This is a genomic window from Streptomyces sp. NPDC028991 (assembly GCF_055564775.1).
Window position 1 is genome coordinate 309,000 of record NZ_JBVHVP010000004.1, and the last position, 25,948, is coordinate 334,947.

General features: G+C 72.3%; 22 protein-coding genes and 1 pseudogene. 12 read left to right on the top strand and 11 right to left on the bottom strand.

What is annotated here, in order from left to right; all coding sequences use genetic code 11:
• Positions 1 to 126 precede the first annotated feature (126 nt).
• Positions 127 to 1,107 (top strand): NAD(P)H-quinone oxidoreductase, encoded by a 981-nt coding sequence (locus tag ACZ4V1_RS11640; protein ID WP_468332987.1) that lies wholly within the window; start codon positions 127 to 129, stop codon positions 1,105 to 1,107.
• Between the two features lie 10 nt (positions 1,108 to 1,117).
• On the opposite strand, the gene ACZ4V1_RS11645 is transcribed toward ACZ4V1_RS11640, so the two are convergent.
• Positions 1,118 to 1,351: a hypothetical protein gene (locus tag ACZ4V1_RS11645; protein WP_468332990.1), complete on the bottom strand. Its 234-nt coding sequence runs from the start codon at positions 1,349 to 1,351 to the stop codon at positions 1,118 to 1,120.
• 686 nt (positions 1,352 to 2,037) lie between these two features.
• Between ACZ4V1_RS11645 and ACZ4V1_RS11650 the strand changes: the two genes are divergently transcribed.
• On the top strand, positions 2,038 to 2,577 hold the full coding sequence (locus tag ACZ4V1_RS11650; protein ID WP_468332993.1) for a bacterial proteasome activator family protein: 540 nt from the start codon (positions 2,038 to 2,040) through the stop codon (positions 2,575 to 2,577).
• A 111-nt stretch (positions 2,578 to 2,688) separates the two neighbouring features.
• On the opposite strand, the gene ACZ4V1_RS11655 is transcribed toward ACZ4V1_RS11650, so the two are convergent.
• Positions 2,689 to 4,377, bottom strand: a complete 1,689-nt coding sequence (locus ACZ4V1_RS11655) for a protein kinase domain-containing protein (RefSeq protein WP_468332996.1) — start codon at positions 4,375 to 4,377, stop codon at positions 2,689 to 2,691.
• Positions 4,378 to 4,736: 359 nt separating this feature from the next.
• Between ACZ4V1_RS11655 and ACZ4V1_RS11660 the strand changes: the two genes are divergently transcribed.
• Entirely contained in the window at positions 4,737 to 6,359 is a 1,623-nt protein-coding gene (locus tag ACZ4V1_RS11660; protein ID WP_468332999.1) for a protein kinase domain-containing protein, read from the top strand.
• A gap of 91 nt (positions 6,360 to 6,450) precedes the next feature.
• Here ACZ4V1_RS11660 and ACZ4V1_RS11665 read toward each other — a convergent pair.
• Positions 6,451 to 6,835: pseudogene (locus ACZ4V1_RS11665) on the bottom strand (pyridoxamine 5'-phosphate oxidase family protein); the annotation flags it as partial.
• Positions 6,836 to 7,421: 586 nt separating this feature from the next.
• On the opposite strand from ACZ4V1_RS11665, the gene pdhA reads away from it, so the two are divergent.
• Genes pdhA through ACZ4V1_RS11680 form a run of 3 tightly spaced genes read left to right on the top strand, consistent with a single transcriptional unit; the run spans position 7,422 to position 11,134 of the window.
• Positions 7,422 to 8,672, top strand: a complete 1,251-nt coding sequence (gene pdhA / locus ACZ4V1_RS11670; protein ID WP_468333002.1) for a pyruvate dehydrogenase (acetyl-transferring) E1 component subunit alpha — start codon at positions 7,422 to 7,424, stop codon at positions 8,670 to 8,672.
• Position 8,673: 1 nt separating this feature from the next.
• Positions 8,674 to 9,654 (top strand): alpha-ketoacid dehydrogenase subunit beta, encoded by a 981-nt coding sequence (locus ACZ4V1_RS11675; RefSeq protein ID WP_468333005.1) that lies wholly within the window; start codon positions 8,674 to 8,676, stop codon positions 9,652 to 9,654.
• Positions 9,655 to 9,664: 10 nt separating this feature from the next.
• Positions 9,665 to 11,134, top strand: coding sequence for a dihydrolipoamide acetyltransferase family protein (locus ACZ4V1_RS11680; protein ID WP_468333008.1), 1,470 nt, complete (start codon positions 9,665 to 9,667; stop codon positions 11,132 to 11,134).
• 45 nt (positions 11,135 to 11,179) lie between these two features.
• On the opposite strand, the gene ACZ4V1_RS11685 is transcribed toward ACZ4V1_RS11680, so the two are convergent.
• The 5 genes from ACZ4V1_RS11685 to ACZ4V1_RS11705 form a co-directional block, all read right to left on the bottom strand.
• Positions 11,180 to 16,687 (bottom strand): aKG-HExxH-type peptide beta-hydroxylase, encoded by a 5,508-nt coding sequence (locus ACZ4V1_RS11685; protein ID WP_468333011.1) that lies wholly within the window; start codon positions 16,685 to 16,687, stop codon positions 11,180 to 11,182.
• A gap of 10 nt (positions 16,688 to 16,697) precedes the next feature.
• Positions 16,698 to 17,006, bottom strand: coding sequence for a trypco2 family protein (locus ACZ4V1_RS11690; RefSeq protein ID WP_468333014.1), 309 nt, complete (start codon positions 17,004 to 17,006; stop codon positions 16,698 to 16,700).
• 64 nt (positions 17,007 to 17,070) lie between these two features.
• Positions 17,071 to 18,051 (bottom strand): DUF1648 domain-containing protein, encoded by a 981-nt coding sequence (locus ACZ4V1_RS11695; RefSeq protein ID WP_468333017.1) that lies wholly within the window; start codon positions 18,049 to 18,051, stop codon positions 17,071 to 17,073.
• Positions 18,048 to 18,395, bottom strand: coding sequence for a GntR family transcriptional regulator (locus ACZ4V1_RS11700; RefSeq protein WP_468333020.1), 348 nt, complete (start codon positions 18,393 to 18,395; stop codon positions 18,048 to 18,050). The genes ACZ4V1_RS11695 and ACZ4V1_RS11700 overlap by 4 nt, the downstream gene beginning before the upstream one ends.
• A gap of 101 nt (positions 18,396 to 18,496) precedes the next feature.
• Positions 18,497 to 19,492 (bottom strand): D-alanyl-D-alanine carboxypeptidase family protein, encoded by a 996-nt coding sequence (locus tag ACZ4V1_RS11705; RefSeq protein WP_468333536.1) that lies wholly within the window; start codon positions 19,490 to 19,492, stop codon positions 18,497 to 18,499.
• A 210-nt stretch (positions 19,493 to 19,702) separates the two neighbouring features.
• On the opposite strand from ACZ4V1_RS11705, the gene ACZ4V1_RS11710 reads away from it, so the two are divergent.
• Together ACZ4V1_RS11710 and ACZ4V1_RS11715 are read left to right on the top strand one after the other, a co-directional pair.
• Entirely contained in the window at positions 19,703 to 20,353 is a 651-nt protein-coding gene (locus ACZ4V1_RS11710; RefSeq protein ID WP_468333023.1) for a GntR family transcriptional regulator, read from the top strand.
• Complete coding sequence (locus ACZ4V1_RS11715) at positions 20,350 to 21,660, top strand: MFS transporter (protein ID WP_468333026.1); 1,311 nt, start codon at positions 20,350 to 20,352, stop codon at positions 21,658 to 21,660. Before ACZ4V1_RS11710 ends, ACZ4V1_RS11715 begins: the two co-directional genes overlap by 4 nt.
• A gap of 124 nt (positions 21,661 to 21,784) precedes the next feature.
• On the opposite strand, the gene ACZ4V1_RS11720 is transcribed toward ACZ4V1_RS11715, so the two are convergent.
• Positions 21,785 to 22,609 carry a maleylpyruvate isomerase family mycothiol-dependent enzyme gene (locus ACZ4V1_RS11720; RefSeq protein ID WP_468333029.1) on the bottom strand — a complete coding sequence of 275 codons (825 nt, stop codon included), beginning with the start codon at positions 22,607 to 22,609 and terminating at the stop codon, positions 21,785 to 21,787.
• 220 nt (positions 22,610 to 22,829) lie between these two features.
• On the opposite strand from ACZ4V1_RS11720, the gene ACZ4V1_RS11725 reads away from it, so the two are divergent.
• Both ACZ4V1_RS11725 and ACZ4V1_RS11730 read left to right on the top strand, forming a co-directional pair.
• A complete protein-coding gene (locus ACZ4V1_RS11725; RefSeq protein ID WP_468333032.1) occupies positions 22,830 to 23,624 on the top strand; it encodes a carbon-nitrogen family hydrolase in 795 nt (264 codons plus the stop codon).
• Between the two features lie 56 nt (positions 23,625 to 23,680).
• Positions 23,681 to 24,157, top strand: a complete 477-nt coding sequence (locus ACZ4V1_RS11730; protein ID WP_468333035.1) for a DUF2867 domain-containing protein — start codon at positions 23,681 to 23,683, stop codon at positions 24,155 to 24,157.
• 52 nt (positions 24,158 to 24,209) lie between these two features.
• Here the strand turns inward: ACZ4V1_RS11730 and ACZ4V1_RS11735 are convergent, their stop codons facing one another.
• Both ACZ4V1_RS11735 and ACZ4V1_RS11740 read right to left on the bottom strand, forming a co-directional pair.
• A complete protein-coding gene (locus ACZ4V1_RS11735; RefSeq protein WP_468333038.1) occupies positions 24,210 to 24,704 on the bottom strand; it encodes an LURP-one-related/scramblase family protein in 495 nt (164 codons plus the stop codon).
• A 109-nt stretch (positions 24,705 to 24,813) separates the two neighbouring features.
• A complete protein-coding gene (locus tag ACZ4V1_RS11740; RefSeq protein ID WP_468333538.1) occupies positions 24,814 to 25,407 on the bottom strand; it encodes an XRE family transcriptional regulator in 594 nt (197 codons plus the stop codon).
• 104 nt (positions 25,408 to 25,511) lie between these two features.
• Here ACZ4V1_RS11740 and ACZ4V1_RS11745 point away from each other — a divergent pair, with 104 nt between their 5' ends.
• Together ACZ4V1_RS11745 and ACZ4V1_RS11750 are read left to right on the top strand one after the other, a co-directional pair.
• Positions 25,512 to 25,709: a hypothetical protein gene (locus ACZ4V1_RS11745; RefSeq protein ID WP_468333541.1), complete on the top strand. Its 198-nt coding sequence runs from the start codon at positions 25,512 to 25,514 to the stop codon at positions 25,707 to 25,709.
• Entirely contained in the window at positions 25,709 to 25,915 is a 207-nt protein-coding gene (locus ACZ4V1_RS11750) for a hypothetical protein (RefSeq protein ID WP_468333040.1), read from the top strand. The genes ACZ4V1_RS11745 and ACZ4V1_RS11750 overlap by 1 nt, the downstream gene beginning before the upstream one ends.
• Positions 25,916 to 25,948 lie beyond the last annotated feature (33 nt).

Below are 25,948 nucleotides of genomic sequence, written 5' to 3' on the forward strand. Positions count from 1 at the left end.
CCGGCCCGGAGACGGAGAGCGCTTCGGCCCGGAGACGGAGAGCGCTTCGGCCCGGAGACGGAGAGCGCGCCGTCCGGGCCCCGGGCGGAAGGGCCGGGACAGGGGTGGAGGAGTAGCGTCGCCCTCATGCATGCGATCACGATTTCCGAACCCGGAGGCCCCGAGGCGCTGGTCTGGGCCGAGGTCCCCGACCCGGTACCCGGCGAGGGCGAGGTCCTGGTCGAGGTGACGGCCAGCGCCGTCAACCGCGCCGACATCATGCAGCGCCAGGGCTTCTACGACCCCCCGCCCGGCGCCTCCCCCTACCCCGGCCTGGAGTGCTCCGGGCGCGTCGCCGCACTCGGGCAGGGCGTGTCCGGCTGGTCCGTCGGCGACGAGGTCTGCGCGCTCCTCGGCGGCGGCGGCTACGCCGAGAAGGTCGCCGTTCCGGCCGGTCAGCTGCTGCCGGTTCCGGAGGGCATCGACGTCAAGCGGGCGGCGGCGCTGCCCGAGGTGGTCTGCACCGTCTGGTCGAACGTCTTCATGGTCTCCCATCTCCGCCCCGGCGAGACGCTCCTCGTGCACGGCGGCTCCAGCGGCATCGGCACCATGGCGATCCAGCTCGCCAAGGCGGTCGGCGCGAAGGTCGCCGTGACGGCGGGCACCAAGGAGAAGCTGGAGCGCTGCGCCGAGCTGGGCGCCGACATCCTGATCAACTACCGCGAGCAGGACTTCGTCGCCGAGGTGAGGGAGGCGACGGGCGGCACGGGCGCCGACGTCATCCTCGACAACATGGGCGCCAAGTACCTGGACCGCAACGTCCAGGCCCTCGCCGTCAACGGCCGGCTCGCGATCATCGGCATGCAGGGCGGCCGGAAGGGCGAGCTGGACATCGGCACGCTCCTCACCAAGCGCGCGGCCGTCAGCGCGACCTCGCTGCGCGCCCGGCCGCCGGCGGAGAAGGCGGCCATCGTCGCGGCCGTACGCGAGCACGTCTGGCCGCTGTTCTCCGGTGGTCACGTCCGTCCGGTCGTCGACCGCGAACTGCCGATGAGCGACGCCCCCGCCGCCCACCGGATCGTGGAGGAGAGCGGGCACGTCGGCAAGGTGCTGCTGGTCGCCTCGTAGCGGGTGCGCGTCAGCCGCGCCGCAGGCGGAGGCCGACGAAGGCCAGGGCCAGGCCGAGGCCGATGAGGACCAGCCCGCTGCCCAGGGGCAGGACACGGACCACGGGCTCGGTGGCGTCCTCGGTGTGTGTGCCGGCCTGGGGCCGAGAACGGGACGGGGGCGCGGAGGGCACCAGAGCGGCCTCGCCGGGTGGTACGGCGGTCTCCGGATCGTCGGACAGGCCCGCGTCGCCGTCTTCGTCCATCCGGTGACGGGCGTTCTGGTCCGCGCGGTCCTCCTCCGGCTCCCGCTCCTGCGGCCGCCCGGGCCGCTGCCGCCCCTCGCCCGGCCGGCTCCCGGCCCGGGAGGGCTCCGGGCCGGTTGCCGAGGCGCTTGACGCGGAGGCAGCGGGGGAGGGGGAGGCCGTCGCGGAGCCACGCGCCTCCCCCTCCGCCGGGCCGGATTCCCCGGCGGACGGGGAGGCGGTACCGGCGTCCGATCCGTCGGGGCCGTCGTGACCCTCGTCGCGCTGGGGGTGCTCGTGCCCCTTCCGCCCGTCTTGGCCGCCGGAGCCGTCCGGGTCGGCGGCCACCGCTCCCGGGACCGAGAAGGGAGCCGGCCCGGAAGGAGACGGGGTCACCGCGGGCCCCCGGACGGCAGAGGCAGCCGTCCCCGCCGTCGCGGACCCGGCGCCGTGCGCCACCCCCACCCCGCACGGCGCCACCAGAGCGCTCACCCCCACAACCCCCACCAGTCCCGTCGCTCGCAGTGTGCGCAGCCATGGAGTCACGTCAGTGACCCCCTCCCGGTGATAGCGAGTCGCAGAAATCGACGGAACAAGCCTCACATCCACCCGCCATACCGGCATTACGGACTCCGCCGAACGTGCTCGACCACGCTTCCGTGGGGGCACCGCCCCGTCGCGCCGCGCGGGTGCGAGAGAATGACGGCATGGAGATGCCGAGGAACGACAGGTCGCCGGAGAACCCCCAGATCCTGGTCGTCGGCCAGGACGGAATGGCGCTCAGCGGCGGCGGGGACGACGACTCCCGCGAGATCCCGGTGACCGAGCAGGTGGAACAGCCCGCCAAGGTCATGAGGATCGGCAGCATGATCAAGCAGCTGCTGGAGGAGGTGCGCGTCGCGCCCCTGGACGAGGCGAGCCGGGCCCGGCTCAAGGAGATCCACGCCAGCTCGGTGAAGGAGCTGGAGGACGGACTGGCCCCGGAGCTGGTCGAGGAGCTGGAGCGGCTCTCCCTGCCCTTCACGGACGACGTCACCCCGACCGATGCCGAACTGCGGATCGCGCAGGCACAGCTGGTCGGCTGGCTGGAGGGCCTGTTCCACGGCATCCAGACCACGTTGTTCGCGCAGCAGATGGCGGCACGGGCCCAGCTGGAGCAGATGCGCCGCGCGCTGCCGCCGGGCGTCGGCCAGGACGGTGAGGAGCCGCCCCACCTGGGCGGCCGCTCCGGTGGCCCCTACCTGTAGGCGGTCCCCACCGGCACGGTCAGCCACGCACCGACACGGCGAAGGGCCCGGCAGCACCTGCTGCCGGGCCCTTCGCCATGGGCCGGGTCCTACGTCACGGGAGGCACGGGATCAGGAGGACGGCGGGTTGCCCGTCGAGACCTTGAGCTGGATCTCGGGCATGTCATCGGGGTCGACGTCCGTACCGGGCGTGGGGAACTGGTCCCGGATCGAGCCCTCGCCGTAGGTGTTCTCGTCGACCTCCACGACCTCCATCCGCCAGCCCGCGGCGTTGAAGCACTCCTTGACCGAGCCGATGTACTTGAACGTGAAGTCCGGCACCTTGATCTTGTCGGGGTCGTTGTACGACTCCTCCGGCTCGGTGCACTCGTCCTTCTCGATCGTCTTCGTCTTGTCCGGCCCGCGGTAGCCCGCCGCCTTCGAGTCCGAAGCGGACGCACTGGCGGTGGCGTCCCCGCCCTTGGGGTCGTCCCCGCCGTCGTCCATCGTCAGCGCGCCGATCAGACCGCCGGCCACCAGGACGGCGACCGCGATCGAACCGATGACCACCAGCTTGCCGCTCTTCCCGCCGCCGCCCGACGAGCCGGACGCCGGAGTGGAGGGCGAGAGGTTGTACGGCGGCGGCGTGTGCGCGCCCTGGGGCTGCTGCGGCGCGTACGGCGACGCGGCCGGTGTCGGGTAGCCGCCCTGCTGCGGGTAGCCGTAGGCGGGCGAGGGCCCGGCGGGCGCCGGGGTGCCGTACGGGTTGGGGCCCGGGTTCGGCGTCGGCTGGTACGGCGTCTGGACGGGGCCCGTGGGCACCGGTCCGCTCTGGTCGACCGGCGGGAACACCGCGGAGCCGACGCCCGCGCCGCTCGACGCGTGCGCGCCGGGCACGATGCTCGGCGGGGCCGGCTGGAAGGAGGCGGCCACGCGCAGGCACTCGTCCCGCATCGCCTCGGCGCTGGGGAAACGCTCGTTGGGGTTCTTCTTCAGTGCGCGGGCCACCAGCGCGTCCACGGCCGGCGGGAGGGCGCGGTTGACGGACGAAGGAGCCACCGGCTCCTCCTGCACGTGCGCGTACGCGATGGCCAGCGGCGAGTCCGCGTCGAACGGCAGGCGTCCGGTGACCAGTTGGAAGAGCATGATGCCCACCGAGTACAGGTCGGAGCGGGCGTCCACACCGCGGCCGAGGGCCTGCTCCGGCGAGAGGTACTGCGGGGTGCCGACGACCATGCCGGTCTGCGTCATCGAGGTGACGCCGGACTGCATGGCGCGGGCGATGCCGAAGTCCATCACCTTGACCACGCCGCGCTTGGTCATCATCACGTTGCCCGGCTTGATGTCCCGGTGGACCAGGCCCATCTCGTGGCTGATCTCCAGGGCCGCCAGCACGTCCGCGGTGATCTTCAGCGCCTTGTCGGCGGGCATCGCGCCCTGCTGCCGCACGTCCTCGTCGAGCACCGAGCCGAGCGGCCGTCCCTCGACGTACTCCATGACGATGTACGGCATCGGCATGCCGCCGCCCGCGGCGGAGTCGCTGTCGGACCACGTGTCCTCGCCGGTGTCGAAGACGGAGACGATGTTGGTGTGCGTGAGCTTGGCCACTGCCTGGGCCTCGCGGCGGAAGCGCTCGCGGAAGGCCTGTTCCCGGCCCAGCTCGGTGTGCAGCGTCTTGATCGCGACCTGGCGGTCCAGCACCGAGTCGTACGCCAGGTGCACCGAGGCCATGCCGCCTTCGCCGAGCAAGTCGCGCAGCTGGTAGCGGCCGCCGGCGAGCGCCCGCCCCGCGTACCGGCCCTGTCCGGCGTCCTGGCTCATGTCTCTGCGTCCCCCATGGGCGCCGCGACGCCGGTGGCGGCGGCACGCGCGCTCGCGTTCGTGATCGTGATCGAAAGTGCAATTCCCGGCCAAGTCTGCCCCAGGGCACCGACACGTCAAGCGCGGTGCCCGTTCCGTGACCGTACGCGAAAGAAGCGTCGCGGAAGCGTTACAGCCGACGTACCGCCGGTACACGGAATTTGCACGACAGTACGGAACCAGGGTTTCATGACCGGTCCGTCTCGATGCCGGTCCCGGCGCTCATCTCGGACCGGAGGCCCCCGCGAAGGCTGTAGCGTGGCCGACGGAGACCGTAACAACACCGCGCGCACCGCGGGCAGAAACGACGGCGAGGACTGATGGCACAGCAGCAGCGCGCCCAGGGCCCGTCCGAACCCGAGGCGACTGGCGGCGGTATGTCTGACGCGCCGGAGACCTGGGGCAACGGCGGCCTGGTCGGCGACGGCCGGTACCGCCTGACCCGCAGACTCGGGCGGGGCGGCATGGCCGAGGTGTTCGCCGCCGAGGACGTCCGCCTGGGACGCACCGTGGCGGTCAAGCTGCTGCGCGCGGACCTCGCCGAGGACCCGGTCTCCAAGGCCCGCTTCACGCGTGAGGCACAGTCGGTGGCCGGGCTCAACCACCATGCCATCGTCGCCGTGTACGACTCCGGCGAGGACTTCGTCGGCGGCCAGTCCGTGCCGTACATCGTGATGGAGATCGTCGAGGGCCGCACCATCCGCGACCTCCTGCTCAACGCCGAGGCGCCCGGCCCGGAGCAGGCGCTGATCATCGTCTCCGGTGTGCTGGAGGCGCTCGCCTACTCCCACCAGCACGGCATCGTGCACCGCGACATCAAGCCCGCCAACGTCATCATCACGCACAACGGCGCGGTGAAGGTGATGGACTTCGGCATCGCCCGCGCCCTGCACGGCGCGTCCACGACGATGACGCAGACCGGCATGGTCATGGGCACCCCGCAGTACCTCTCCCCGGAGCAGGCGCTCGGCAAGGCCGTCGACCACCGCTCCGACCTGTACGCGACGGGCTGCCTGCTCTACGAACTCCTCGCGCTGCGGCCGCCGTTCACCGGCGAGACCCCGCTGTCGGTGGTCTACCAGCACGTCCAGGACATCCCGACGCCGCCGTCCGAGGCGTCCGACGCCTGCCCGCCGGAGCTCGACGGTCTGGTGATGCGCTCGCTGGCCAAGGAGCCCGACGACCGGTTCCAGACCGCCGAGGAGATGCGCGGCCTGGTGCAGTACGGGCTGCAGATGCTGTACGAGCAGGGTGGCCACACCGGCACCTGGAACACCGGGCCGGTCGCCGCGCACGACGGCCGGCACACCCCGTCGGCCGGCCTCGGCCTCGCGGGCACCTCGGTGCTGCCGCACTCCGACCACGGCGCGTCGGGCACCCAGCAGATCCCCCAGCCGATCCTGCCGAACGGCGGCTACGGCGGGGGCGACGACGGCGGCTTCGAAGGCCGCGGCAACAAGGGCAGCGGACGCGGCAAGCTGTGGATACTGGCCTTCCTCGCGGTGATCGCCATCGCGGCGGGCGTCGCGCTGGCCCTGAACAACGGCGGGGGCGAGAAGGGTGGCACCGATACGGACAAGAGCCCGTCGGCGTCCACCTCGCAGAGTTCCGACAAGGAGTCGCCCAGCTCGTCGCCCAGCGACGAGGAGACGCAGGAGAGCACCGACCCGGGCACGGAGCAGGGCAACGGCGGGGGCGGCACGGGCGGCGGGGACTACACGCCGTCGTACACCCCGTCGTACACGCCGTCGGAGAGTGTGACGCAGGACCCGACCGGCGATCCCACGGGCGACCCGACGACGGACCCGACGACGCCGACGGACGAACCGACGGGAGACCCGACCGGCGACCCCACGGGCGACCCCACGGGAGGCCCGACGGGCGGCACCGACGGCGGCGCGACCGGCGACCCGGGCGGCGGCGGCGACCCGGCGGTCGACTGACGCGGAACCCACCCCACGCGCGCGTGCGGCCCGGAGACGGGCTCCACGCGCGCGTCGCGTTTCCGGACGGCACAGCGGGGCGTCACGGCGTGCCGCCGGCGCCGTCCGTGAAGTGCACCGAGCCGAACCGCGGCTCGATCCGCAGGTAGACCGGCTCGAAGGGCTCGCCGTCCACCTCGCGCGGCGCGGGGCCGAAGCGCTCGACTTCGCCGGCGCTCGGCTCGTGGACGTCGCACCGGCCCACGACCCGCACGGCCCACGACCCGCACGGTCCACAGGCGCTCCGCGGACCCGGCACAGCCCAGGTTGCCGGCGCCGTACGCGACGACGCTCCCGGCGCACACCTGGTGGTACCCGCAGCTCCTGGGCATGCGGAGCAGGACCCGGCCGTCGGCCACGATGTGCCGTGCGAAGGCGAGGAAGGGCAGGGCACGCATGGTGGTGGCCGCCCGGCCGTAGGCGGTGCGGCCGCGCAGGCCGACGGCGAGCTTGTTTCCGTGCCTTTCCGTTCCCGCACAGTGAGTGCATGCGCTCCGACGAACCGCAGCTCGATCCCCCGGATGTCCTTGAGGACGTAGCCGGAGGCGCCGCCACCCGTCCGGACGGCGCGTCGGCCGCCGTCCCGGCCTCGCCCACCACCTCGATGTCGGGCTCGCCCGCGAGCAGATCGTGCACCCCCCCGCCGGACGACCTCGTGGTCGTCGAGGAGGAATACCCGGATTTCTCCGTCTTCGCGCACGCGCTCAGTCTCACACACCGACTCTTCCCGTGCCCGGGGTGGCCGGGATAACGTGCCGTTGTTCCGGCCCCCTGCGAGGCTGTGACCAGTAAAACTTCCGCACTTCGCCGATTTACTTGGAAATCCGAGTAAAAACGCAGGTCAGGAGGGGTTTCACAGAAATGTGGAGCACTGGGTAACGTGCTGTTCGCAGGGCGCTCGCCGGGGCACCTGTCACGCCTGTTCCCGACCGGGCCGCACCCACCCTTGTGCGACCGCCGGGCCGCAGGTGAGCCGCACTGGCTTCCGGCGAACCCGGGGGCCGGACCGACGGAGGAGCACACGTGACCGAGAGCACTGCCGCGCGCAAGCCGCGACGCAGCGCCGGAAGCAAGGCGACCGGTACCACCGGCACCAAGGCCGGCGCCGCGGGCGCGAAGACCGGCACCACCGGAGCCAAGCGCACCACCCGCACCGCTGCCGCCAAGAAGGGCTCCGAGACGGAGCTGGTGCAGCTGCTGACGCCCGAGGGCGAACGCGTCGAGCCCGCCGAGAACTCGCCCTACGCCGAGTACGCCGGGTACGTCGCCGACATCACCCCCGACGAGCTGCGCGGCCTGTACCGCGACATGGTGCTCACCCGGCGCTTCGACGCCGAGGCCACCGCGCTGCAGCGCCAGGGCGAGCTGGGCCTGTGGGCCTCGCTGCTGGGCCAGGAGGCCGCCCAGATCGGCTCCGGCCGCGCCACCCGCGAGGACGACTACGTCTTCCCGACCTACCGCGAGCACGGCGTCGCCTGGTGCCGCGGGGTGGACCCGACCAACCTCCTCGGCATGTTCCGCGGTGTGAACAACGGCGGCTGGGACCCCAACGGCAACAACTTCCACCTGTACACCATCGTCATCGGCTCGCAGGCGCTGCACGCCACGGGCTACGCGATGGGCATCACCAAGGACGGCGCGGACTCCGCCGTGATCGCCTACTTCGGCGACGGCGCCTCCAGCCAGGGCGACGTCAGCGAGGCGTTCAACTTCGCCGCCGTCTACAACGCCCCCGTGGTCTTCTTCTGCCAGAACAACCAGTGGGCGATCTCGGAGTCCAACGAGAAGCAGACCCGGGTGCCGCTCTACCAGCGCGCCCAGGGCTTCGGCTTCCCCGGCGTCCGCGTCGACGGCAACGACGCGCTGGCCTGCCTCGCGGTCACCCGGTGGGCCCTGGAGCGGGCACGGCGCGGTGAGGGCCCGGCGCTGATCGAGGCGTACACGTACCGCATGGGCGCCCACACCACCTCGGACGACCCCTCCCGCTACCGGCACGACGACGAGCGCGTCGCCTGGGAGGCGAAGGATCCGATCCTGCGCCTTCGCCGCTTCCTGGAGTCCGCAAACCACGCGGACGAGGGATTCTTCGGGGAACTGGAGGCGGAGAGCGAGGCGTTGGGCAAGCGAGTGCGCGAAGCGGTCCGTGCCATGCCGGACCCGGACCGGTTCGCCATCTTCGAGAACGTGTACGCGGACGGGCACGCGCTCGTCGACGAGGAGCGGGCGCAGTTCGCCGCCTACCAGGCGTCGTTCGCCGAGGCAGAGGGGGTCTGACATGGCAGCGGAAAAGATGGCGCTGGCCAAGGCGATCAACGAGTCGCTGCGCCGCGCGCTGGACTCGGACCCCAAGGTCCTGATCATGGGCGAGGACGTCGGCAAGCTCGGCGGCGTCTTCCGGGTCACCGACGGCCTCCAGAAGGACTTCGGCGAGGACCGGGTGATCGACACCCCGCTGGCCGAGTCCGGCATCGTCGGCACCGCCATCGGCCTCGCCCTGCGCGGCTACCGGCCGGTGGTGGAGATCCAGTTCGACGGCTTCGTCTTCCCGGCCTACGACCAGATCGTCACCCAGCTGGCGAAGATGCACGCCCGTTCGCTGGGCAAGGTCAGGATGCCCGTCGTCATCCGCATCCCCTACGGCGGCGGCATCGGCGCGGTCGAGCACCACTCCGAGTCCCCCGAGGCGCTGTTCGCGCACGTGGCGGGCCTGAAGGTGGTCTCCCCGTCGAATTCGGCGGACGCGTACTGGATGATGCAGCAGGCCATCCAGAGCGACGACCCGGTGATCTACTTCGAGCCCAAGCGGCGTTACTGGGACAAGGCCGAGGTCGACACGGAGGCGATCCCCGGACCGCTGCACACCGCGCGTGTGGTCCGCGAGGGCACCGACCTCACGCTGGCCGCCTACGGCCCGATGGTGAAGCTGTGCCAGGAGGTCGCCGACGCCGCGGCCGAGGAGGGCCGCTCGCTGGAGGTGGTGGACCTGCGGTCCATCTCCCCGGTCGACTTCGACACGATCCAGGCGTCGGTGGAGAAGACCCGCCGTCTGGTCGTGGTCCACGAGGCACCCGTGTTCCTCGGCTCCGGCGCGGAGATCGCGGCCCGGATCACCGAGCGCTGCTTCTACCACCTGGAGGCCCCGGTGCTGAGGGTCGGCGGCTACCACGCCCCGTACCCGCCGGCCCGCCTGGAGGAGGAGTACCTGCCCGACCTGGACCGGGTGCTGGATGCCGTCGACCGCTCGCTGGCGTACTGAGGAGAGGGCCGTGACGACGATGACCGAAGGGTCCGTACGCGAGTTCAAGATGCCCGACGTGGGCGAGGGGCTCACCGAGGCCGAGATCCTCAAGTGGTACGTCCAGCCCGGTGACACGGTCACCGACGGCCAGGTGGTGTGCGAGGTCGAGACGGCGAAGGCCGCCGTCGAACTGCCCATCCCCTACGACGGCGTGGTCCGCGAGCTGCACTTCCCCGAGGGCACCACCGTCGACGTGGGTACGTCGATCATCGCGGTGGCCGTCGGTGACGCGGCGGCGGAACCCGTGCCGGAGCCTGCGCGGGCCCCCGCCGAAGGCACGCAGGCCACGCAGGCCACGCAGGCCACGGCGGACACGACGACCGCGCCGGCCGCCTCGGCCGAGGCCGAGGAGAAGAAGCCGGAGGGCCGCCAGCCGGTCCTGGTCGGCTACGGGGTGGCCACCTCCTCGACCCGCCGCCGCCCCCGCAAGAGCGTGGAGGTCCCCGCGCAGGAGGCCTCGGCCGCGATCCAGGCCGAGATGAACGGCCGCGGACCGGCGGCGCCGGTCACCCGCCAGCGCCCGCTCGCCAAGCCCCCGGTGCGCAAGCTGGCCAAGGACCTCGGCGTCGACCTGGCCACGGTCACCCCGACCGGCCCGGACGGCATCATCACGCGCGAGGACGTGCACGCGGCGGTCGCCCCGGCGGCGCGGGCCCCGGAGTCCGAGGCGGCACCGGCGGCACCCGCCGCCGCCCAGCCCGCGGCTCCCGCCCCGGCGGCGGTGTCGTACGACACGGCGCGCGAGACCCGCGTCCCGGTCAAGGGCGTCCGCAAGGCGACGGCGGCGGCGATGGTCGGCTCGGCCTTCACGGCGCCGCATGTCACGGAGTTCGTCACGGTCGACGTGACGCGCACCATGAAGCTGGTCGAGGAGCTGAAGCAGGACAAGGAGTTCACGGGCCTGCGGGTGAACCCGCTCCTGCTGATCGCCAAGGCCCTGCTGGTCGCGATCAAGCGCAACCCGGACGTGAACGCTTCCTGGGACGAGGCGGCGCAGGAGATCGTGGTCAAGCACTACGTCAACCTGGGCATCGCCGCGGCGACCCCGCGCGGCCTGATCGTGCCGAACATCAAGGACGCCCACGCCAAGACGCTGCCGCAGCTGGCGGGGTCCCTGGGCGAGCTGGTGTCGACGGCCCGGGAGGGCAAGACCTCCCCGGCCGCCATGCAGGGCGGCACGGTGACCATCACCAACGTGGGCGTCTTCGGCGTCGACACCGGCACGCCGATCCTCAACCCCGGCGAGTCCGCGATCCTCGCGGTCGGCGCGATCAAGCTCCAGCCGTGGGTGCACAAGGGCAAGGTGAAGCCGCGCCAGGTGACCACGCTGGCGCTGAGCTTCGACCACCGCCTCGTCGACGGCGAGCTGGGTTCCAAGGTCCTCGCCGACGTGGCGGCGGTCCTGGAACAGCCCAAGCGCCTGCTCACCTGGGCGTAGGACCACAGAGGAACCGAGCCGCGCCCCCGGCAGGGGAGGCGCGGCTCAGTTCTGTGCTCCTGGAACTCGCCCTCGCAGAGCGGGTACCGGCGGCAGCGGGGAAAGCCCCGCGGCGGCGCCCGGATCGCCGAGCCAAGCGGCGAGGCGGACGGGGTCCGGCGGCGCCTCCGTCGTCGCGACGCGCGTGTGGACGGCACGCACCACCTCGGGTCGGTGCATCAGTGACCAAGCCGCCGCTGCCGTGTCCCGGTCCGCGCCGGCCGTTCCGGCGACCGTACGCAGGACCAGCCCGAGCCGTGCCCAGGGCTCGGCTCGTCTCGGCCCCTGTTCCACCTGCGCGACAGCGAGGCGGTGTGCGCGGTCCGTGTCGCCGAGCAGGCGGGCCAGATCGGCGGGATCGAAGTCCTCCCGGCCCGGCACGGCGCCGGCACGCCGACCGGGCGTGGGCTCGGCAGCCGCACGGCACAGCGACGCCGTGTAGTCGTTGAGCGCCGGGACGGTCGGGTCCGGGACCACCGTGTCGCCGGCCGGGCTGGGGGAGGGGGCCGGCTGGCCGGATGCCCACCTGCCGGCGAGATCCAGCACGGCGTCGGGATCGGGGCGCACATGGCGGAGCCGCCAGCGGACGCGGTGAGCGGCGACGGCGTCCATGGCGAGAGCGGTCACTTCGTCGGGGACGGCTGCGAGCTGCGTCCGGTCGACGCTGCCGTCGCCCATCGTCGCCACGAAGTCACGGCCGGCCGCCGTCAGGTGCGGGGCCCCGAGGAGCACCTCGTACGCGGCCTGTGCCTGGGTGTGCCAGTACACGGCCTGGAACTGGGAGCGCCGGCGCAGCTCCTCGTCCGCGGCCCGACGAGCGAGGGACCACCAGAAGTCGACCACGCCGAGGAAGGCGAAGACACCGTGGAAGAACCCGGGGAGCGGGCGCGGATCGTCGCGCCACGGTGCGTAGAAGAACCTCGCCTCCGCCTCTTCGCCTTCGTCGTACAGGTCGACGGAGTCCAGGAAGGCGTTCAGCTGCATGTGCCGGAACTCGTGGACCAGCGTGGCGGCCAGTTCCTCGGCGTCCGGCGGTGTGCTGAGCACCGCACCGCCGAACGCGTCGCTCGACGACATGGAGGTCATCGTGGTGCTGCCGGAGGCGGGGCGGGGCGTGAGCGCGGTGAGGGCCGCGGCGAGCGCGTCGGCCCTGCGGGGGACGGTCTCGGCCAGCAGCGTTCCGGCGTCCCACGCGGTGCGCCGCCAGCGTGTGACGGACACGGGATCCAGGCGGCGCGGCGGCAGGGGGCCGTCCGTCTCCCGGTACGGGTCCATGTCCTCCAGGACGAGGCCGAGACGCGCGCTTCCCACGGGGCTGCTCATACGGTGCACCGGCACCCAGTTCTCGGGCCGGGGGTCGCTCCGGCTCGGCAGCCGGACTTCCGTGTCCCCGACGCGTACCACGGCGCCGGCCGACGACGCCACGACGTAGGCGGTGGTGGCGTTCCCCGCCCTCCGGACGTCGGCGGCTCCCGAGCCCGGGAAGAAGACGTAACCGTCCCGCACGGAAACGGGGAGGGCGAATGCCACCCCGGCTGCCAGGGCCGCGGTCGCCGCGACACAGTGGAGGTGCCGGAGGTCCGCGACGGGTACCTCGGGCCGGGTGTCGCCTTCACCGGGAGGGGCGTGCAGGAGGCGGAGTGTGCGGCTCAGCCAGCGGCCGACGGACGGGTGCAGCAGAACCTCGGTGACGGCCGCGGAGTCGGCCCGGTCGGCCCGCAGAAGCAGCTCTTTCACCTCGGACACCATGGGCTCCTCACCGGCCCGGACCGGCCCGGGGGCACCGGAGAGCCGCAGCAGTTCACCCAGGGCCAGTGCCCGGATCCCGCGTTGCTGAGCACGCAGCCGCGTCACCAGGAAACGGTCCTCCCCGCCGGTGGCGAGCAACCGCACGTCCGAGCGGCTGGGGAAGGACGACGGCTCACGGTGCTGCCGGGTGTCCGGTGGCTCTCCGCGAGCGGGGGCTGGGGCGGGCGGTGCCGTTTCACGGGCCGAGTCGGGGGTGTAGCTGACGGACTGGGCGGCGGGCTCCCGGCCGGCCGGAGAGGTGTAGCCGCCGCCCGAGAATCCCCCGCCGCCTCCCTCCGCGCCACCCCGGCTCAGGCGTGGCCGCACGTAACGGGCCAGCAGCCGTGCGGCGGAGGGGGCGGTGACGGCATCGTGGCTCAGGGCCTCCTCCAGGGAGAGCCCCGTCAGGTCGGGCCCTTCGAACGCTGCCGAGTCCTGATCGCTTCGGTCGGCCATGGCGGCGGCCCCTTCCACGGCGCCGGTCCCGCTTTCGACGCAAGCCGCTCCGTCGCCGGCGTGGGGACGTTCCCCGGCGCAGGGCCCCTCTTCGGCGTGGTACTCGTCCGGGCCGCTGGGGTTCGCTCCGCCGCCGGGTGACGACGACCCCCGCCCGGCGAGTTCGGAACGGACCATCGCGAGGTTGCGCGCGCAGCGTTCGATGTCGGGATGGTGCCGCCCCAGCCGCCGGGCGCCCGCCTCCAGAACCGCCGCGTAGTGCTCCGCCGCCCGCTCCGGTTGGCCCAGCAGATGCCAGACGGTGGCGAGTTCGTGCCGGGCGGCCAGGGTGTCCGGGTGGTCGGACCCGAGCCGGCGCTCTCCGATCGTCCAGATCTCGGTGAACTCGTCCCTCGCGTCGTTCAGGCACGCGATGTCCGATTCGTGGTCCCGGACGAGACGGGCGCGCTCGTGCCGGGCGATGAGAACGGCGGGGTGGCCGGGCTCCAGCACGGTGAGGTAATGGCGTACGACGTCGTCGGCGACCTCCTCCGCCTCCTGTGTGTGTCCGGCGTCGCGCAGCGCGCGAACGAGGCTGACCCGGCTGGCGAGCGCCTCGAGATCACCCTCCTGGTCCAGCCCGGTGAACTTGCCGGCTACCTCCCGCAGCTCGGCGACCGCCTCCTCGTACCGCCCCCGCTTGTACGCCAGCGTCGCCAGGTCGTGGCGAATGCGCAGGATGCCACGGGGGTGGGCTCCGGGATCTCTGCGGCGCATGGCGAGTGCGGTGTGCAGTTCGGTCTCGGCGGTTTCGTAGCGGCCCAGTCCGCGTAGTACCCGCGCCCGGCCGGTCCGGGCCGACTGCTGGTAGGGGTGGCCTGCGGGCAGGGCCCGGTCACCGGTCCGGGCAACGTCCCGGTACAGCTCGTCCGCCTGGGAGAGGTCGCCGCTCTCGTACAGGGCCCAAGCCAGGTGCAGACGGGCGGCGATGGTGGCGGGGGCCTCGGCGCCCAGCAGACGCGTCCTGACCGTGCTGAGTCGTCCCAGCTCGGCGACGGCTTCGCCGTACAGGCCCATGTGACTGTGGTACTGGGCCGCCCGCACGGCCGGCTCGGTCACGGCGACGACCGCCTCCGGGTCGACGTCGTCGGCCGCGGTCCGGTCGTCGTCGGGCAGCAGGTCGAGTGCGGCGGCGCAGTGCGGCGCGATGGCCCGCCACCGGGGCCAGTCCTGCGGGCTGCTTGCCCTCAGCGCGTGGGTGAATCGCTGCAGCAGTGCCGTGACGAGTCTCAGCAGCGATGGCTCCCGCGCGTTGAAGTCGTACTGTGCGCGGCCTGCCGCCCGGACCATGGGATGGATCGTGATCCGTCGCAGCGGTCTCCCGTCGGCCGTGTCCTCGGCGCCGCCGATCAGCTCGATCGCGACGAGCTGGAGGCCGGCGAGTCCCTTCACCGCCTCCTGGAGCCGCGGGATCGTGGGTTCGGCGAAGAGGCCGCCGGTCTCGAGCAGTTCCGGAACGAGAAGCTCCTGGTACGGAACGGGTGCGGGACCGAGTGCGGTCAGCAGGCGCAGGAGCGGCCGGGCCAGGTCGGTTCCCTGGCGATGCAGCAGATCCAGGGAGAGTTCCCAGGTGCTCACCATGGCCCGGCGGCTGCGTTCCGCCGGCCCGAGGTCCGTGTCCGGGTCGTACGCCATCTCGGCGAGGCCGTCGCCGAGACTGTGCCGGTACTCGGCGAAGGTCATCGGCGTGGAGGGCGACGGCCACGGGTCTTCCCGGGCGCGTGCCAGGTAGGAGCCGGCGAGGTTGAGGGCCAGCGGCAGACCCCCGAGGTACTCGGCGAGTTCGCGGGCCTCTCGCCGGCCGCCCGCGGCGGGTGCCAGATCGAGCAGCACCTCGGCACCGTCCGCGCCGGAGAGGTGGCCGACGGCGACCTTGTGCACCCAGGCCCCCCAGCGTTCGCGGCGGGACTCGCGGCTGGTGACCAGGACCGTCCCCCACGGATGGGCGGGCAACCGCAGCCATCCGACTCCCTCGGCGGCGCGGAACGGCGCTGCGGCGAGTGCCGAGGGGTCGTCCACGTTGTCCAGGATCAGGAGCCACGGTGCGGTCAGGGCGTCAAGACGCGTCCAGAGCACGTCCGCCGGGTGCGAGCCGACGAAGTCGGCCGTCTGGGCGCCTGCCGCGAAGGCGACCGCCCGCAGCGCCGAGGACAGGACTTCGCTGTCCTCTCCCGACACCCACCAGACCCGGGTGGTGACGTCCGCCATCCGGTGGGCCGCCTCCAAGGCGACCGTGGTCTTGCCGCTGCCCCCCATCCCGGACAGCAGCCAGACCCCGGGTACGGCCGAGTCCCCGTCGGCGCGTCGGGTGAGCGCGTCCACCAGGGAGTCCACCAGCCCGCCGCGTCCCCGGAGCCGGTCCGGCGCGATCCGGCGCTGTGGGACGGCCAGTGGTACGGCGGCCGCTCTGGAAGACGGCGGCGCGGCGGGGACGGGGCCGAGTGACCCGCCGAGCCGGTCCAGGAACGTCGGTTCCCCGGGAAGCACGCCGTGGAGGGTGCTCCGGGCGATGTCGGGCAGCTCACCGGGGGCCAGGCGCCGGCCCAGCAAGCGCTCCAGCGCCACCAGCTCGGGCCTCGACAGCGCCTCGGCCCAGCGGTCCACCCGGACAGCCGCGATGCGGGCGGGGCCGTCGGTGCGGTGATGGCGAGTGACCACGCCGACGAGGTGACCGTCGCAGAGGACGGCCGCGCCGGACATGCCCTCCCAGGCGTTGCGTCCAGGGTCCTGATCGAGTGCGGGTGGGGCCGTGACCCTGAGGTCCAGGGTGCCCTCGCGGCGATTGGAGAGCACCGAGCAGGTCGCGTCCAGGTGTTCCACGTCGCGAAACCTCGTGCCGTTCGTCTCGTCGCGCAGCTTGAAGCGTGGAAACCCCAGAGCGGTGCAGCGCAAGACGGCATCGTGCTCACCGATTCGGCCGAAGGGCACCGAGGGAAGGGCCGCACCGGCAGCGCCCGGGGGGACAGGCACCGTGAGGACGGCGACGTCGATGCCGGCATGCCGCCAGGCCACCGACGCCGTGACCGTCCGCTCCCCGGGGCGGTCCGCCTGGAAGCGCACACGGACGCTCTCCGCGCCCGCGACGACGTGTGCGGCGGTCAGCACCCTCCCCGGGGACAGGAGATAGCCGGACCCGCGTCGGCCCGCCGCGAGTTCGTCCGCGTCACCACGAGCGACGGAGACGATGATCTCCGCAGCCCGTTCGGGCAGGAGCCCTTGGTCCGTCGCCACGCTCCCGCCCTCAGCGCTCGTCGGCGACCTCGTCGCCCGCGATCAGTACCGGCCGCGGCGGGCTGCCGTCCCTGAGGACCGTGGGCGTCAGGGTGACCGTGACCCGCTGCGTCTGCGCGTGCGTGTACTTCCCGCTCGCATCGGCGTCGACGACCCAGAGCCTGACCTTGCCGCTCGCGCCGGCCTCCCGGGCGACCGCGACGGTCGCCTCGATCTCCACGGGGCCGACCTCGAACCTGACGGCCTCGTCGGCGCCCGCAGCCATCGAGGCGGCCAGTTGGGCGCGCAACTCGCCTATCACGTCGGAAAGTTCGATCACTCTTCCCCCCAGCGTCCCGTCGTCCGCATGCTACCCGGGCCGGGCGTCGGCCACGCCTCTGCGGCTAGTGGGTGCGCAGCGCGTTGAGCAGGGCCGCGCCCCGCTTCGCGTCGTCGACGCTCACCGCGAAGTCCGTACGACGGCCCCGGGCCCGTATCACCAGGCACTCCCCGGAGCGCAGCATCACGGTGGTGCCGAGGCCGCTGAGGCGGTAGCCCCAGCCGCCGACCTGGGCGGGCCCGCGGACCTCGGCGCGCGCCGAGTCGATGTCGCCGGGCGCCCAGCTGCGCCTGGGCCAGCCGAGCGGACCGAAGGACACCTCCAGGCCCCGCTCCGAGACGCGGGCCTGTACCGAGGAGAACAGGGCGCAGGACACGGACCCGGCGGCGCAGCCGGCGAACACCGCCCACAGCGGGCCCGGGGCGGCCAGACCGCCGACCAGGGCGACGAGCACGGCCACCGCAGCAAGGCCGGTGACGGCCGCCACCAGTTGGAGCCAGGGGTTGGCGGTCCGGGAGAACCACGCCAGTCGACGGCCCTTCGGCAGGGCCGGTGCGGGGGCGTCACCGCCGGGTGTCGCGTCGTCGTCCGGGGCGCCGGGCCGCCGGATGGCGAGCAGCCATCCGCCCACTCCCGCGAGCGTGGCCAGCACGAGGATCGCGACGACCCAGGCGGTCGGCTGACGGGCCTCGTGCCAGTCCGCGCGGTCCAGGTTGGCCCGGACGACGGCGGCCTGCGCGCCGGTCAGGACGATACCGGTGGGCAGCAGCGTCGCGAGGGTCCACGGACGTGCCGCCGCCGGGCCGGCCCGCATCAGCGGGACGGTGGCCACCGCCGCGGTCAGCAGCCAGATCAGTGCCGGGAAGAGGGAGGCCGCCCACAGGGGCATCGAGCCGTCGGGGGCTTCTCCCTCGAGGTTCCAGTGGGTCGCCAGCCGGTCCGGCAGCCGTCCCCGCGCCACGAGCGGCAGCGCGGCGAGCACGGCTGTGACACCGGCCGTCCACACCGCGGCCGTCGTCCGAACCGTCACCGTCGTGTTCTTCACGGCGTCCCCCTGATCATGTCGATGAGATCGGTCCTGCTGTAGCCCAGCCGCGCCGCCTCGGCGACCAGTTCCCGTACGCGGATCTGCAGCCCGGAGTGCGGCCGGGCGCCCTCCGCCACGGTCACCCCCCGGCCGCGGCGGAACTCCAGGAGGCCCTCGTCCCGCAGGCCGCGCAGGCCGCGCAGCACGGTGTTGACGTTGACGTCCAGGGCCTCGGAGAGGTCGCGGGCCGAGGGGAGGCGGTCCCCGGGGCCGCACTCCCCCTCGGCGATGGCCCGTCGGATGGCGCCGGCGACCTGCTCGTGCAGGGGGCGGGTGTCGTTCTTGTCCAGACTCAGCAGCATGGTGCTAATGAAACTAGCACCATTATCTTCATCGGTACAGAGAGCGGGCCCGTCGCCGTCGCGACGGGCCCGCTCGGGGGTGGGGTGGTGGGGACGGAGTGTCAGCCCAGCCTGGCGAAGCCGTAATTCATGAGCTTCGTCGCGTCCTTGGCGCGCAGGGCCGAGGACGAGGAGGTCAGGACCGTGCCGATGACGGTCTTGCCCTTCCGGGTCGCGGCGAAGACCAGGCAGTACTTGGCCTCCGGGCCCGACCCGGTCTTCACGCCGATGGCGCCGCTGTAACTGCCGAGCAGCGTGTTGGTGTTGGTCCAGGGCGCCATCGTGCGGGTGCCGCCCTTCTTGGTGACCGTCTTCGCCGTGTACTTCTTCGTCTTGACGATCGCGCGGAAGGTGGAGCTCTTCATCGCGCTGCTCGCGAGCTTCGTCAGGTCGCGCGGTGTGGAGTGGTTCCTGCCGTTGCCGATGCCGTCGAACGAGTCGAAGTGGGTGTTCTTCAGGCCGAGGCTCTTGGCGGTGGAGTTCATCTTGCCGATGAACGACTTCACCCGGGCCGCCCGCGTCTTGCCCGAGCCGAACTTGTCGGCGAGCGCGTACGCGGCGTCGCAGCCGGACGGCAGCATCAGCCCGTACAGCAACTGCCGGACCGTCACCTTGTCGCCGACGATCAGGCGGGCGGAGGAGGCGTTCTTCGACACGATGTAGTCGCTGTACGCCATCTGGATCGTGACCTTGGCGTCCAGGTTGAGCTTGGGCTGCGAGAGCACGACCTTCGCGGTCATGATCTTGGTCGTGGAGCCGGTGGAGCGCTTGGTGTCCGCGGCCTTGGTGTAGAGCGACTTGCCGTTCGCGTTGTTCATCACGAAGCCGCCCTTGGCGGCGACCGAGGGCGCGGCGGCGGCCTGCGGAGGCGCGGAGACCCTCCGTACGGGCACGTGTGCAGGCGCGGAGACGGTCCGTACGGGCGCGGAGACGGTCCGTGCGGGCGTGGTGGCGGCCTGTGCGGGCGTGGTGGCGAGGGCTCCGGTCGCGAGGACGGCGCCGCTGGTCAGGGCGACGGCGACGGTCTTGCGGAGACGGGCGCCGCGAATGCTGTTTATCAAGACGAGTACCCCGATTGTGGTGAATTCCCCTGGTGTGCGGCCAAGTTGTGGTCGGTACTGCTTCGGCCGCGTCTGTGCGACACGTGATTAGCACGGATGGTTGCACGGCGGTCGGCGGAGCCCGCCGCGTCCCCCTGACGGGTGGCCGGACGTCCGCATGCCGGACGGGCCCTCTTCTTGCGTCCCTGTTGTATCTATGCTGTCGGCATGACGACGGCAGTGAAGCAACCCCCCGCGGCGGACCGCGTCTACACCCACGTCAAGCAGGGCGTCCTCGAGCGCCGTTACGAGGGCGGGACCCTGCTCACCGAGGGTGAACTCGCCGAGGCCGTGGGCGTCTCCCGCACGCCGGTGCGCGAGGCGCTGCTCCGGCTCGAGGCCGAGGGCCTGATCCGGCTGTATCCGAAGAAGGGCGCGCTGGTCCTGCCCGTCTCCGCGCAGGAGATCGCGGACGTGGTGGAGACCCGGCTGCTGGTCGAGGAGCACGCGGCGCGCAAGGCCGTACCGGCCCCGCCCGGACTCGTGGAACGGCTGTCGGAGCTGCTCGACCGGCAGAAGGAGCAGGCCGCCGCCGGCGACTTCACCGCCGCCTCCGTCACCGACCGCTGCTTCCACGCCGAGATCGTCCGCAGCGGCGGCAACGAGATCCTCTCCCGTCTCTACGACCAGCTCCGCGACCGCCAGTTGCGCATGGGCGTCGCCGTCATGCACTCCCACCCCGACCGGATCGCCAAGACCCTGGCCGAGCACGAGGAGATCCTCGACGCGCTGCGCTCGGGGGACGCGGAGGCGGCCGTCGGAGTGGTCCACCGCCACGTGGGCTGGTTCTCACACCTCGCCCGGGGAGAGGTCCGATGAGTTCGGCCACGTCGGCCGGGACGACCCTGCCCGGTGATCCGCCGGGTGGCCGGCGCGCCATCGCCGTGTGGAGCATCGGCGTCGCCGTCTACTTCGTCGCCGTCATCTTCCGTACGTCCCTGGGAGTGGCCGGCCTCGACGCCGCCGACCGCTTCCACGTCAACGCCTCCGCCCTGTCCACCTTCTCCATCCTCCAGCTGCTGGTCTACGCCGGTATGCAGATACCCGTCGGACTGCTGGTCGACCGGCTCGGCACGAAGAAGGTGCTGGGCATCGGGGTGGTGCTGTTCACGGCCGGGCAGCTGGGCTTCGCCTTCTCCCCCTCGTACGGCATGGCGCTCGCCTCGCGCGCGCTGCTGGGCTGCGGGGACGCGATGACGTTCATCAGCGTGCTGCGGCTGGGCACCCGCTGGTTCCCGGCCCGGCGCGGGCCGATGGTCGCCCAGCTCGCCGGACTGGTCGGCATGGCGGGCAACCTGGTCTCCACCCTGGTCCTCGCCCGGCTGCTGCACGGCATCGGCTGGACGGCGGCGTTCGCGGGCAGTGCGCTGGCGGGTGTGGTCGTCTTCGTCCTGCTGCTGCTCTTCCTGAAGGACCACCCCGAGGGACACGAGCCGGAGCCGCTGCCGCACCAGGGGGCCGCGTACGTACGGCGGCAGATCGCCATGTCCTGGCGGGAGCCGGGGACGCGGCTCGGGCTGTGGGTGCACTTCACCACCCAGTTCCCGGCGATGGTCTTCCTGCTGCTGTGGGGGATGCCGTTCCTGGTCGAGGCGCAGGGGCTGTCCCGGGCCACGGCCGGTGAGCTGCTCACCCTCGTCGTGGTGTCCAACATGACGGTCGGCCTGGTCTACGGCCAGATCATCGCCCGGCACCACGCGGCGCGGCTGCCGCTGGCGCTCGGCACGGTGGGCGCGACGGCGCTCCTGTGGGCGGCGACGCTCGCCTACCCGGCCGACCGCGCGCCGATGTGGCTGCTCGTCGTGCTGTGCACGGTGCTGGGCGCGTGCGGGCCGGCGTCGATGATCGGCTTCGACTTCGCGCGGCCGGCGAATCCGCCGGAGCGGCAGGGCACGGCGTCCGGCATCACGAACATGGGGGGCTTCGTGGCGTCGATGACCACGTTGTTCGCGGTGGGGGTGCTGCTGGACGCGACCGGGGACGACTACGGGGTGGCGTTCTCGTCCGTGTTCGTGTTGCAGGCGCTGGGGGTGACGCAGATTCTGCGGTTGCGGAAGCGGGCGGCTCGCAGGGAGCGGGAGCGGTTGGTCGCGAGCCGGGTGGAGACGGTGCACGTGCCTGTGTAGGCACCGCGCGTGGGGACGGGCCCGCCGGGGGCTGCCGTCCCCAGACCCCCGCTGCCGGCCTGGGCGGCCTCGTCCCCGGACTCCACCGGCTGGGCCGCCCCCGGACGGGCATGGTTCACCGGCGCTACTGCGTCACCACGAAGTTCCGCAGGATCGCCGCCGTCAGGTCCTGGGCGCCCTCCGTCTTGACGCGGTCCGCCACCGCCTCCGGGGTCACGCGGCCGCAGGCCAGGCGGACGTAGGTCTCCCAGTCGAGGGTGAGGGTGGCGGCGGGGCCGAGAGCCGGGGCGGTTTCCAGGGTGCCGCGGCCCTGGATGTCGACGCGGATCGTGCGCAGGAACTCGACCGGGCCGTGGACGTCGAAGACGACGGCGGAGCTGCGCGGTGCCTCGGCGCGCTCGGCGACGACACCCGGCAGCTCGCCGAGCAGCACGTCACGGGCGACGTGCGCGCCGGGGGAGTCGAGGTTGCCGGGGCGGCCGAGGGCCGCGCGCAGGTCCTGTTCGTGCGCCCAGACGTCGAAGGCGTGCCGGCGCATCGCCTCTTCCAGGGTCAGCTCGGTGCCGAGCGGGCCGCGCACCTTCGTGCCGGGGTCCCGCGACTCGTTCCGCAGCTGGCGGTTGCGCCGGATGATCATGTACTCCAGCTCGGACGTCATCTCCGGTGCCGTGTGGTGGCGGCGGACGTCGACCTGCATCTCCATGTAACGCTGGTGGTCGTTGGTGACGTGGAAGAGGTCGCGCGGGAGCGTGTGGATGGGGCGCGGGTCGCCCAGCATCTCGGAGTCCAGACCCATCACGTGGGAGACGACGTCGCGCACCGACCAGCCCGGGCAGGGAGTGCGGCGGTTCCACTCTGCCTCCACAAGCGGCTGGACCAGCTCGGTTATCGCCTCGATGGAGTGAGTCCAGGCGTCGGCGTAGGGCTGGAGGGTGGGATGCAGACTCACGGAACGGGACCCCTCGGCGGTCGGTACACGGGCAGGTTGTGGCGGCGGTGCCAGTGGGAGGTGGCTGCGGTCGGCGTCGTCTTGGGACTCCCCCAGCTCTCGGCTGCGCTCGATCCGGGGGGGGACCCCCAAGTTACGCTGCTGTGCGGCACCCCGGCAGTGCTTTCGTGTGACGATCGTAGGCCCGTGTGGACGGCTCGAATGCCAGGACGGTGGTAGTGTGCGCGCCTCTTTGCTCCAAATCGCTGTGAATGAGGACGAGTCGGCCGAAGTGCGCCGCGTGCGCGCGGCGGCGCTGGTACGGGAACAGGCGGGTGCCGACCTCGTCGTGCTGCCGGAACTGTGGACCACCGGCGCCTTCGCCTTCGAGGAGTTCGGCGCGCGGGCCGAGCCGCTTCAGGGCCCGACGTACGAGGTGATGGCGAAGGCGGCGAGCGAAGCGGGCGTGTGGCTGCACGCGGGATCCGTCCCCGAGTGTGCCCCCGACGGACAGCTCTACAACACCTCTCTCGTCTTCTCCCCTTCCGGTGACCTGGCCGCCGCCTACCGCAAGATCCACCGGTTCGGCTTCGACAAGGGCGAGGCCGTGCTGATGGGCGCGGGGCGGGAGCTGGTGACGGTCCGTCTGCCCGAGACGACCATCGGCGTGGCGACCTGCTACGACCTCCGCTTCCCCGAGCTCTTCCGCGGCCTGGTCGACGCGGGTGCCGAGACCCTCGTCGTCCCGGCGGGCTGGCCGGAGCGCCGCCGGTCCCACTGGACGCTGCTGGCCCAGGCGCGGGCGGTGGAGAACCAGGCGTTCGTCCTCGCGTGTGGAACGGCCGGGACGCACGCCGGAGTTCCGCAGGCGGGTCACTCGATCGTGGTCGATCCGTGGGGCGAGGTGCTGGCCGAGGCCGGTGCGGACGAGGAGGTCCTCACGGTGGAGTTCGACCCGGCGAAGGTGGCGCGGACCAGGGAGGAGTTCCCGGCGCTCAAGGACCGGGTGCTGGGGACGGACACGCCCACGTTCTAGCGACCGCGACTCGGGCCCACGGCAGGCGGGCGCTCCCGTGCCCTAGGATCCCGGGCATGGCACCGACCGGTACCCCCGCCATTCGACGCGTCCGGGTGGGCCCAGCCGGCGCCGACGTCGCGTCGGCGTACGAGCTCCCGGCCGCCGGACTGCCCCGGCTGACACCCGAACAGTGGGTGCGGGCCAGTTACGAGGACATCCCGGTGCTTCTGCGCGAGCTGATCAGGACGGGCTGGGCCGGCGTGCTCGGTCTGCGGCTGGGACCGCGGTCCTCGGCCCGGCATGTCGTGGGGTGGCGCGTGGAGGAGTCCGGGCCGGGCAGGCTCGCCCTGGCGGCCCGAGCCCCGTCGCTGACCGTCCGCAATGTCGTGACCCTCGACGGCTCGCGGCTGGTCTGGGCGACGTACGTGCGCTACGAGCGCCGGGCCGGCCGGGCGCTGTGGGCCCTGGCCGCACCGGTGCACCACCTTGCCGTGCCCCTGCTCCTCGGCCGTGCCGTCCGCCGCGCGACGTGGGGCGCCGCCCGGGTGTGAGGCGCCGGGGTGCGAGGCGCCGGGGTGCGAGGCGCCGGCGGACCGCCGCCCGTCACTCGTCCTCCCGCTCCTTCTCCGCCAGGTGGATCACGCACACCGTCAGCGCGATCAGCAGCGCCGGGTCCGCGTCGTCCCGGACGACGTCCACGCCGTAGGTGTCCCGGAGGGTCAGCCACCGGCGCGAGACGACGGCCAGCAGCTCACCGTCGTACTCGATGGCGAACTCCCGGTCGAGGATCTTGCCGCTGACGTCCAGTTCGGTGCCGTCGGCCAGCGAGACCCGGTAGTGGTTGCGCAGCAGCGACAGCCGTTTGCGCTTGATCCGCGCCAGCGGCTCGCCGCCCCGCTCGATCACCATCGTGTCGCGCAGGGCGAACATCTTCTGGTGGATGTCGACGAGCACCCGGCCCTGGGTGTCCTTCAGCTCCCAGGTGTCCCGCAGCCGCATCGCCTTGCCGTCGACGAGGTACGCCTTGTTGCCGTTGTCGTCCTCGATCCAGTAGTCGTCACCGAAGCCGAGGAGCCGGTCGTACACGAGGAATCTCATGGCGTGATCGCTTCCCCGGCGCCCGCCGCGGGACGCGGCCGCTAGGCCGACAGGCTGAGTGCGCCGGGTCTCCGAGCCCTGAGCTGGTCGGCAGCCGGTCGACGAGAGCTCATGTGCGGGATTCAGGAATTCGGACCTCAGCCCGTCCCCACAGTTCCTCGCTGTGCTCCGCGAAGCGGTCGAACATGCCGCCGCTGCCCTGCCGACGCAGATGCAGGAGCGGGGAGTCGTGTCCCACCAGTTTCGCCAGGTGGGGCGTCACCAGGGCATCGTCGTCGAACCGGAACACGGACAGGCTCACGTGATTGACGGCATCCAGCGGGGCGGAGACGCGCGTTTCCACGCCCTCCAGTGGTCCCAGACGGTCCAGGTGTTCCAGCGTGATGCTGATGCGCGTCGAAACGGACAGGGCCACGTCTTCGATCGTCTCGCGCTGCCGGGTCACATCACCGTTCGGATCTCCGAGCAGAAACCGCACACGACACCCCGACTCCGCCTTCCGCCGGACCGTGTCGGCGAAGTGGGGCACCTGGGACCAGAAGAAGTAGTTCGTGTAGCCGGCGAGAAACAATTCGGCCTCCGCCGACTCCGCGAGCTCGGTCCAGACTGTCGACGGGCACGCGGACCGGTACGGGTAACTGTGGACCAGCTCGCGGTCGGTCCCGGTCTTCACACGGCCCTGCACAGCCTTTGGCCACAACATCTCTTCGTCCACTCCCAGCGCCCGGCAGGCGTCCGCTCGGTTCCTTGCGTGTGGTGTGAGATCAGGATTGCTCAGCCATCGTTCCACTTGCTTCGCAGACACCCCTGGAGACCGAACCCACGCGGTACAGCACCCCACCCGTTGATCTGCCGCTGCGCCTGGAACACGAGCCGACACCGGTGGAGGGGTGCGCGGGATGTGCCGAGCTCACTGCCGTACGTGACCGTGCGCGAGCCGTGGGCGACATGACGGCTGTGACCGACTGCAACGTCTTCCTGCGTCGACACCCCGAAGGTCACTGATGGTGACGCGGGAGGAGATCGGAAGGCGGGTCGAGGACGGCTCCGGACGTGTGGGCATCCTGCATGACGTGATCAGGGACTACGAGGACCCTGCCGAGCCGCCGGGGGAGCGTCGTAAGCGAACCGTCGCCTTCCTGCGGCCGGTGGGCGGGGGCCGCGAGTGGCTGGTGCCGCCGGGGTCCGTGACCCGGAACTCCGGGCCGTGAAGGCTCGCCCGCACTCGCACGGCGCCCTTGTTC

Bases quoted from the DNA above. Each gene is read 5' to 3' on its own strand.
- ACZ4V1_RS11660 (WP_468332999.1), top strand. From the start codon at position 4,737: ATGGCACAGCAGCAGCGCGCCCAGGGCCCGTCCGAACCCGAGGCGACT.
- ACZ4V1_RS11750 (WP_468333040.1), top strand. From the start codon at position 25,709: ATGGTGACGCGGGAGGAGATCGGAAGGCGGGTCGAGGACGGCTCCGGA.
- ACZ4V1_RS11650 (WP_468332993.1), top strand. From the start codon at position 2,038: ATGGAGATGCCGAGGAACGACAGGTCGCCGGAGAACCCCCAGATCCTG.
- ACZ4V1_RS11730 (WP_468333035.1), top strand. From the start codon at position 23,681: ATGGCACCGACCGGTACCCCCGCCATTCGACGCGTCCGGGTGGGCCCA.
- ACZ4V1_RS11700 (WP_468333020.1), bottom strand. From the start codon at position 18,395: ATGCTGCTGAGTCTGGACAAGAACGACACCCGCCCCCTGCACGAGCAG.
- ACZ4V1_RS11735 (WP_468333038.1), bottom strand. From the start codon at position 24,704: ATGAGATTCCTCGTGTACGACCGGCTCCTCGGCTTCGGTGACGACTAC.
- ACZ4V1_RS11645 (WP_468332990.1), bottom strand. From the start codon at position 1,351: ATGGACGAAGACGGCGACGCGGGCCTGTCCGACGATCCGGAGACCGCC.
- ACZ4V1_RS11675 (WP_468333005.1), top strand. From the start codon at position 8,674: ATGGCAGCGGAAAAGATGGCGCTGGCCAAGGCGATCAACGAGTCGCTG.
- ACZ4V1_RS11640 (WP_468332987.1), top strand. From the start codon at position 127: ATGCATGCGATCACGATTTCCGAACCCGGAGGCCCCGAGGCGCTGGTC.
- ACZ4V1_RS11710 (WP_468333023.1), top strand. From the start codon at position 19,703: ATGACGACGGCAGTGAAGCAACCCCCCGCGGCGGACCGCGTCTACACC.
- ACZ4V1_RS11740 (WP_468333538.1), bottom strand. From the start codon at position 25,407: ATGTTGTGGCCAAAGGCTGTGCAGGGCCGTGTGAAGACCGGGACCGAC.
- ACZ4V1_RS11715 (WP_468333026.1), top strand. From the start codon at position 20,350: ATGAGTTCGGCCACGTCGGCCGGGACGACCCTGCCCGGTGATCCGCCG.
- ACZ4V1_RS11655 (WP_468332996.1), bottom strand. From the start codon at position 4,377: ATGAGCCAGGACGCCGGACAGGGCCGGTACGCGGGGCGGGCGCTCGCC.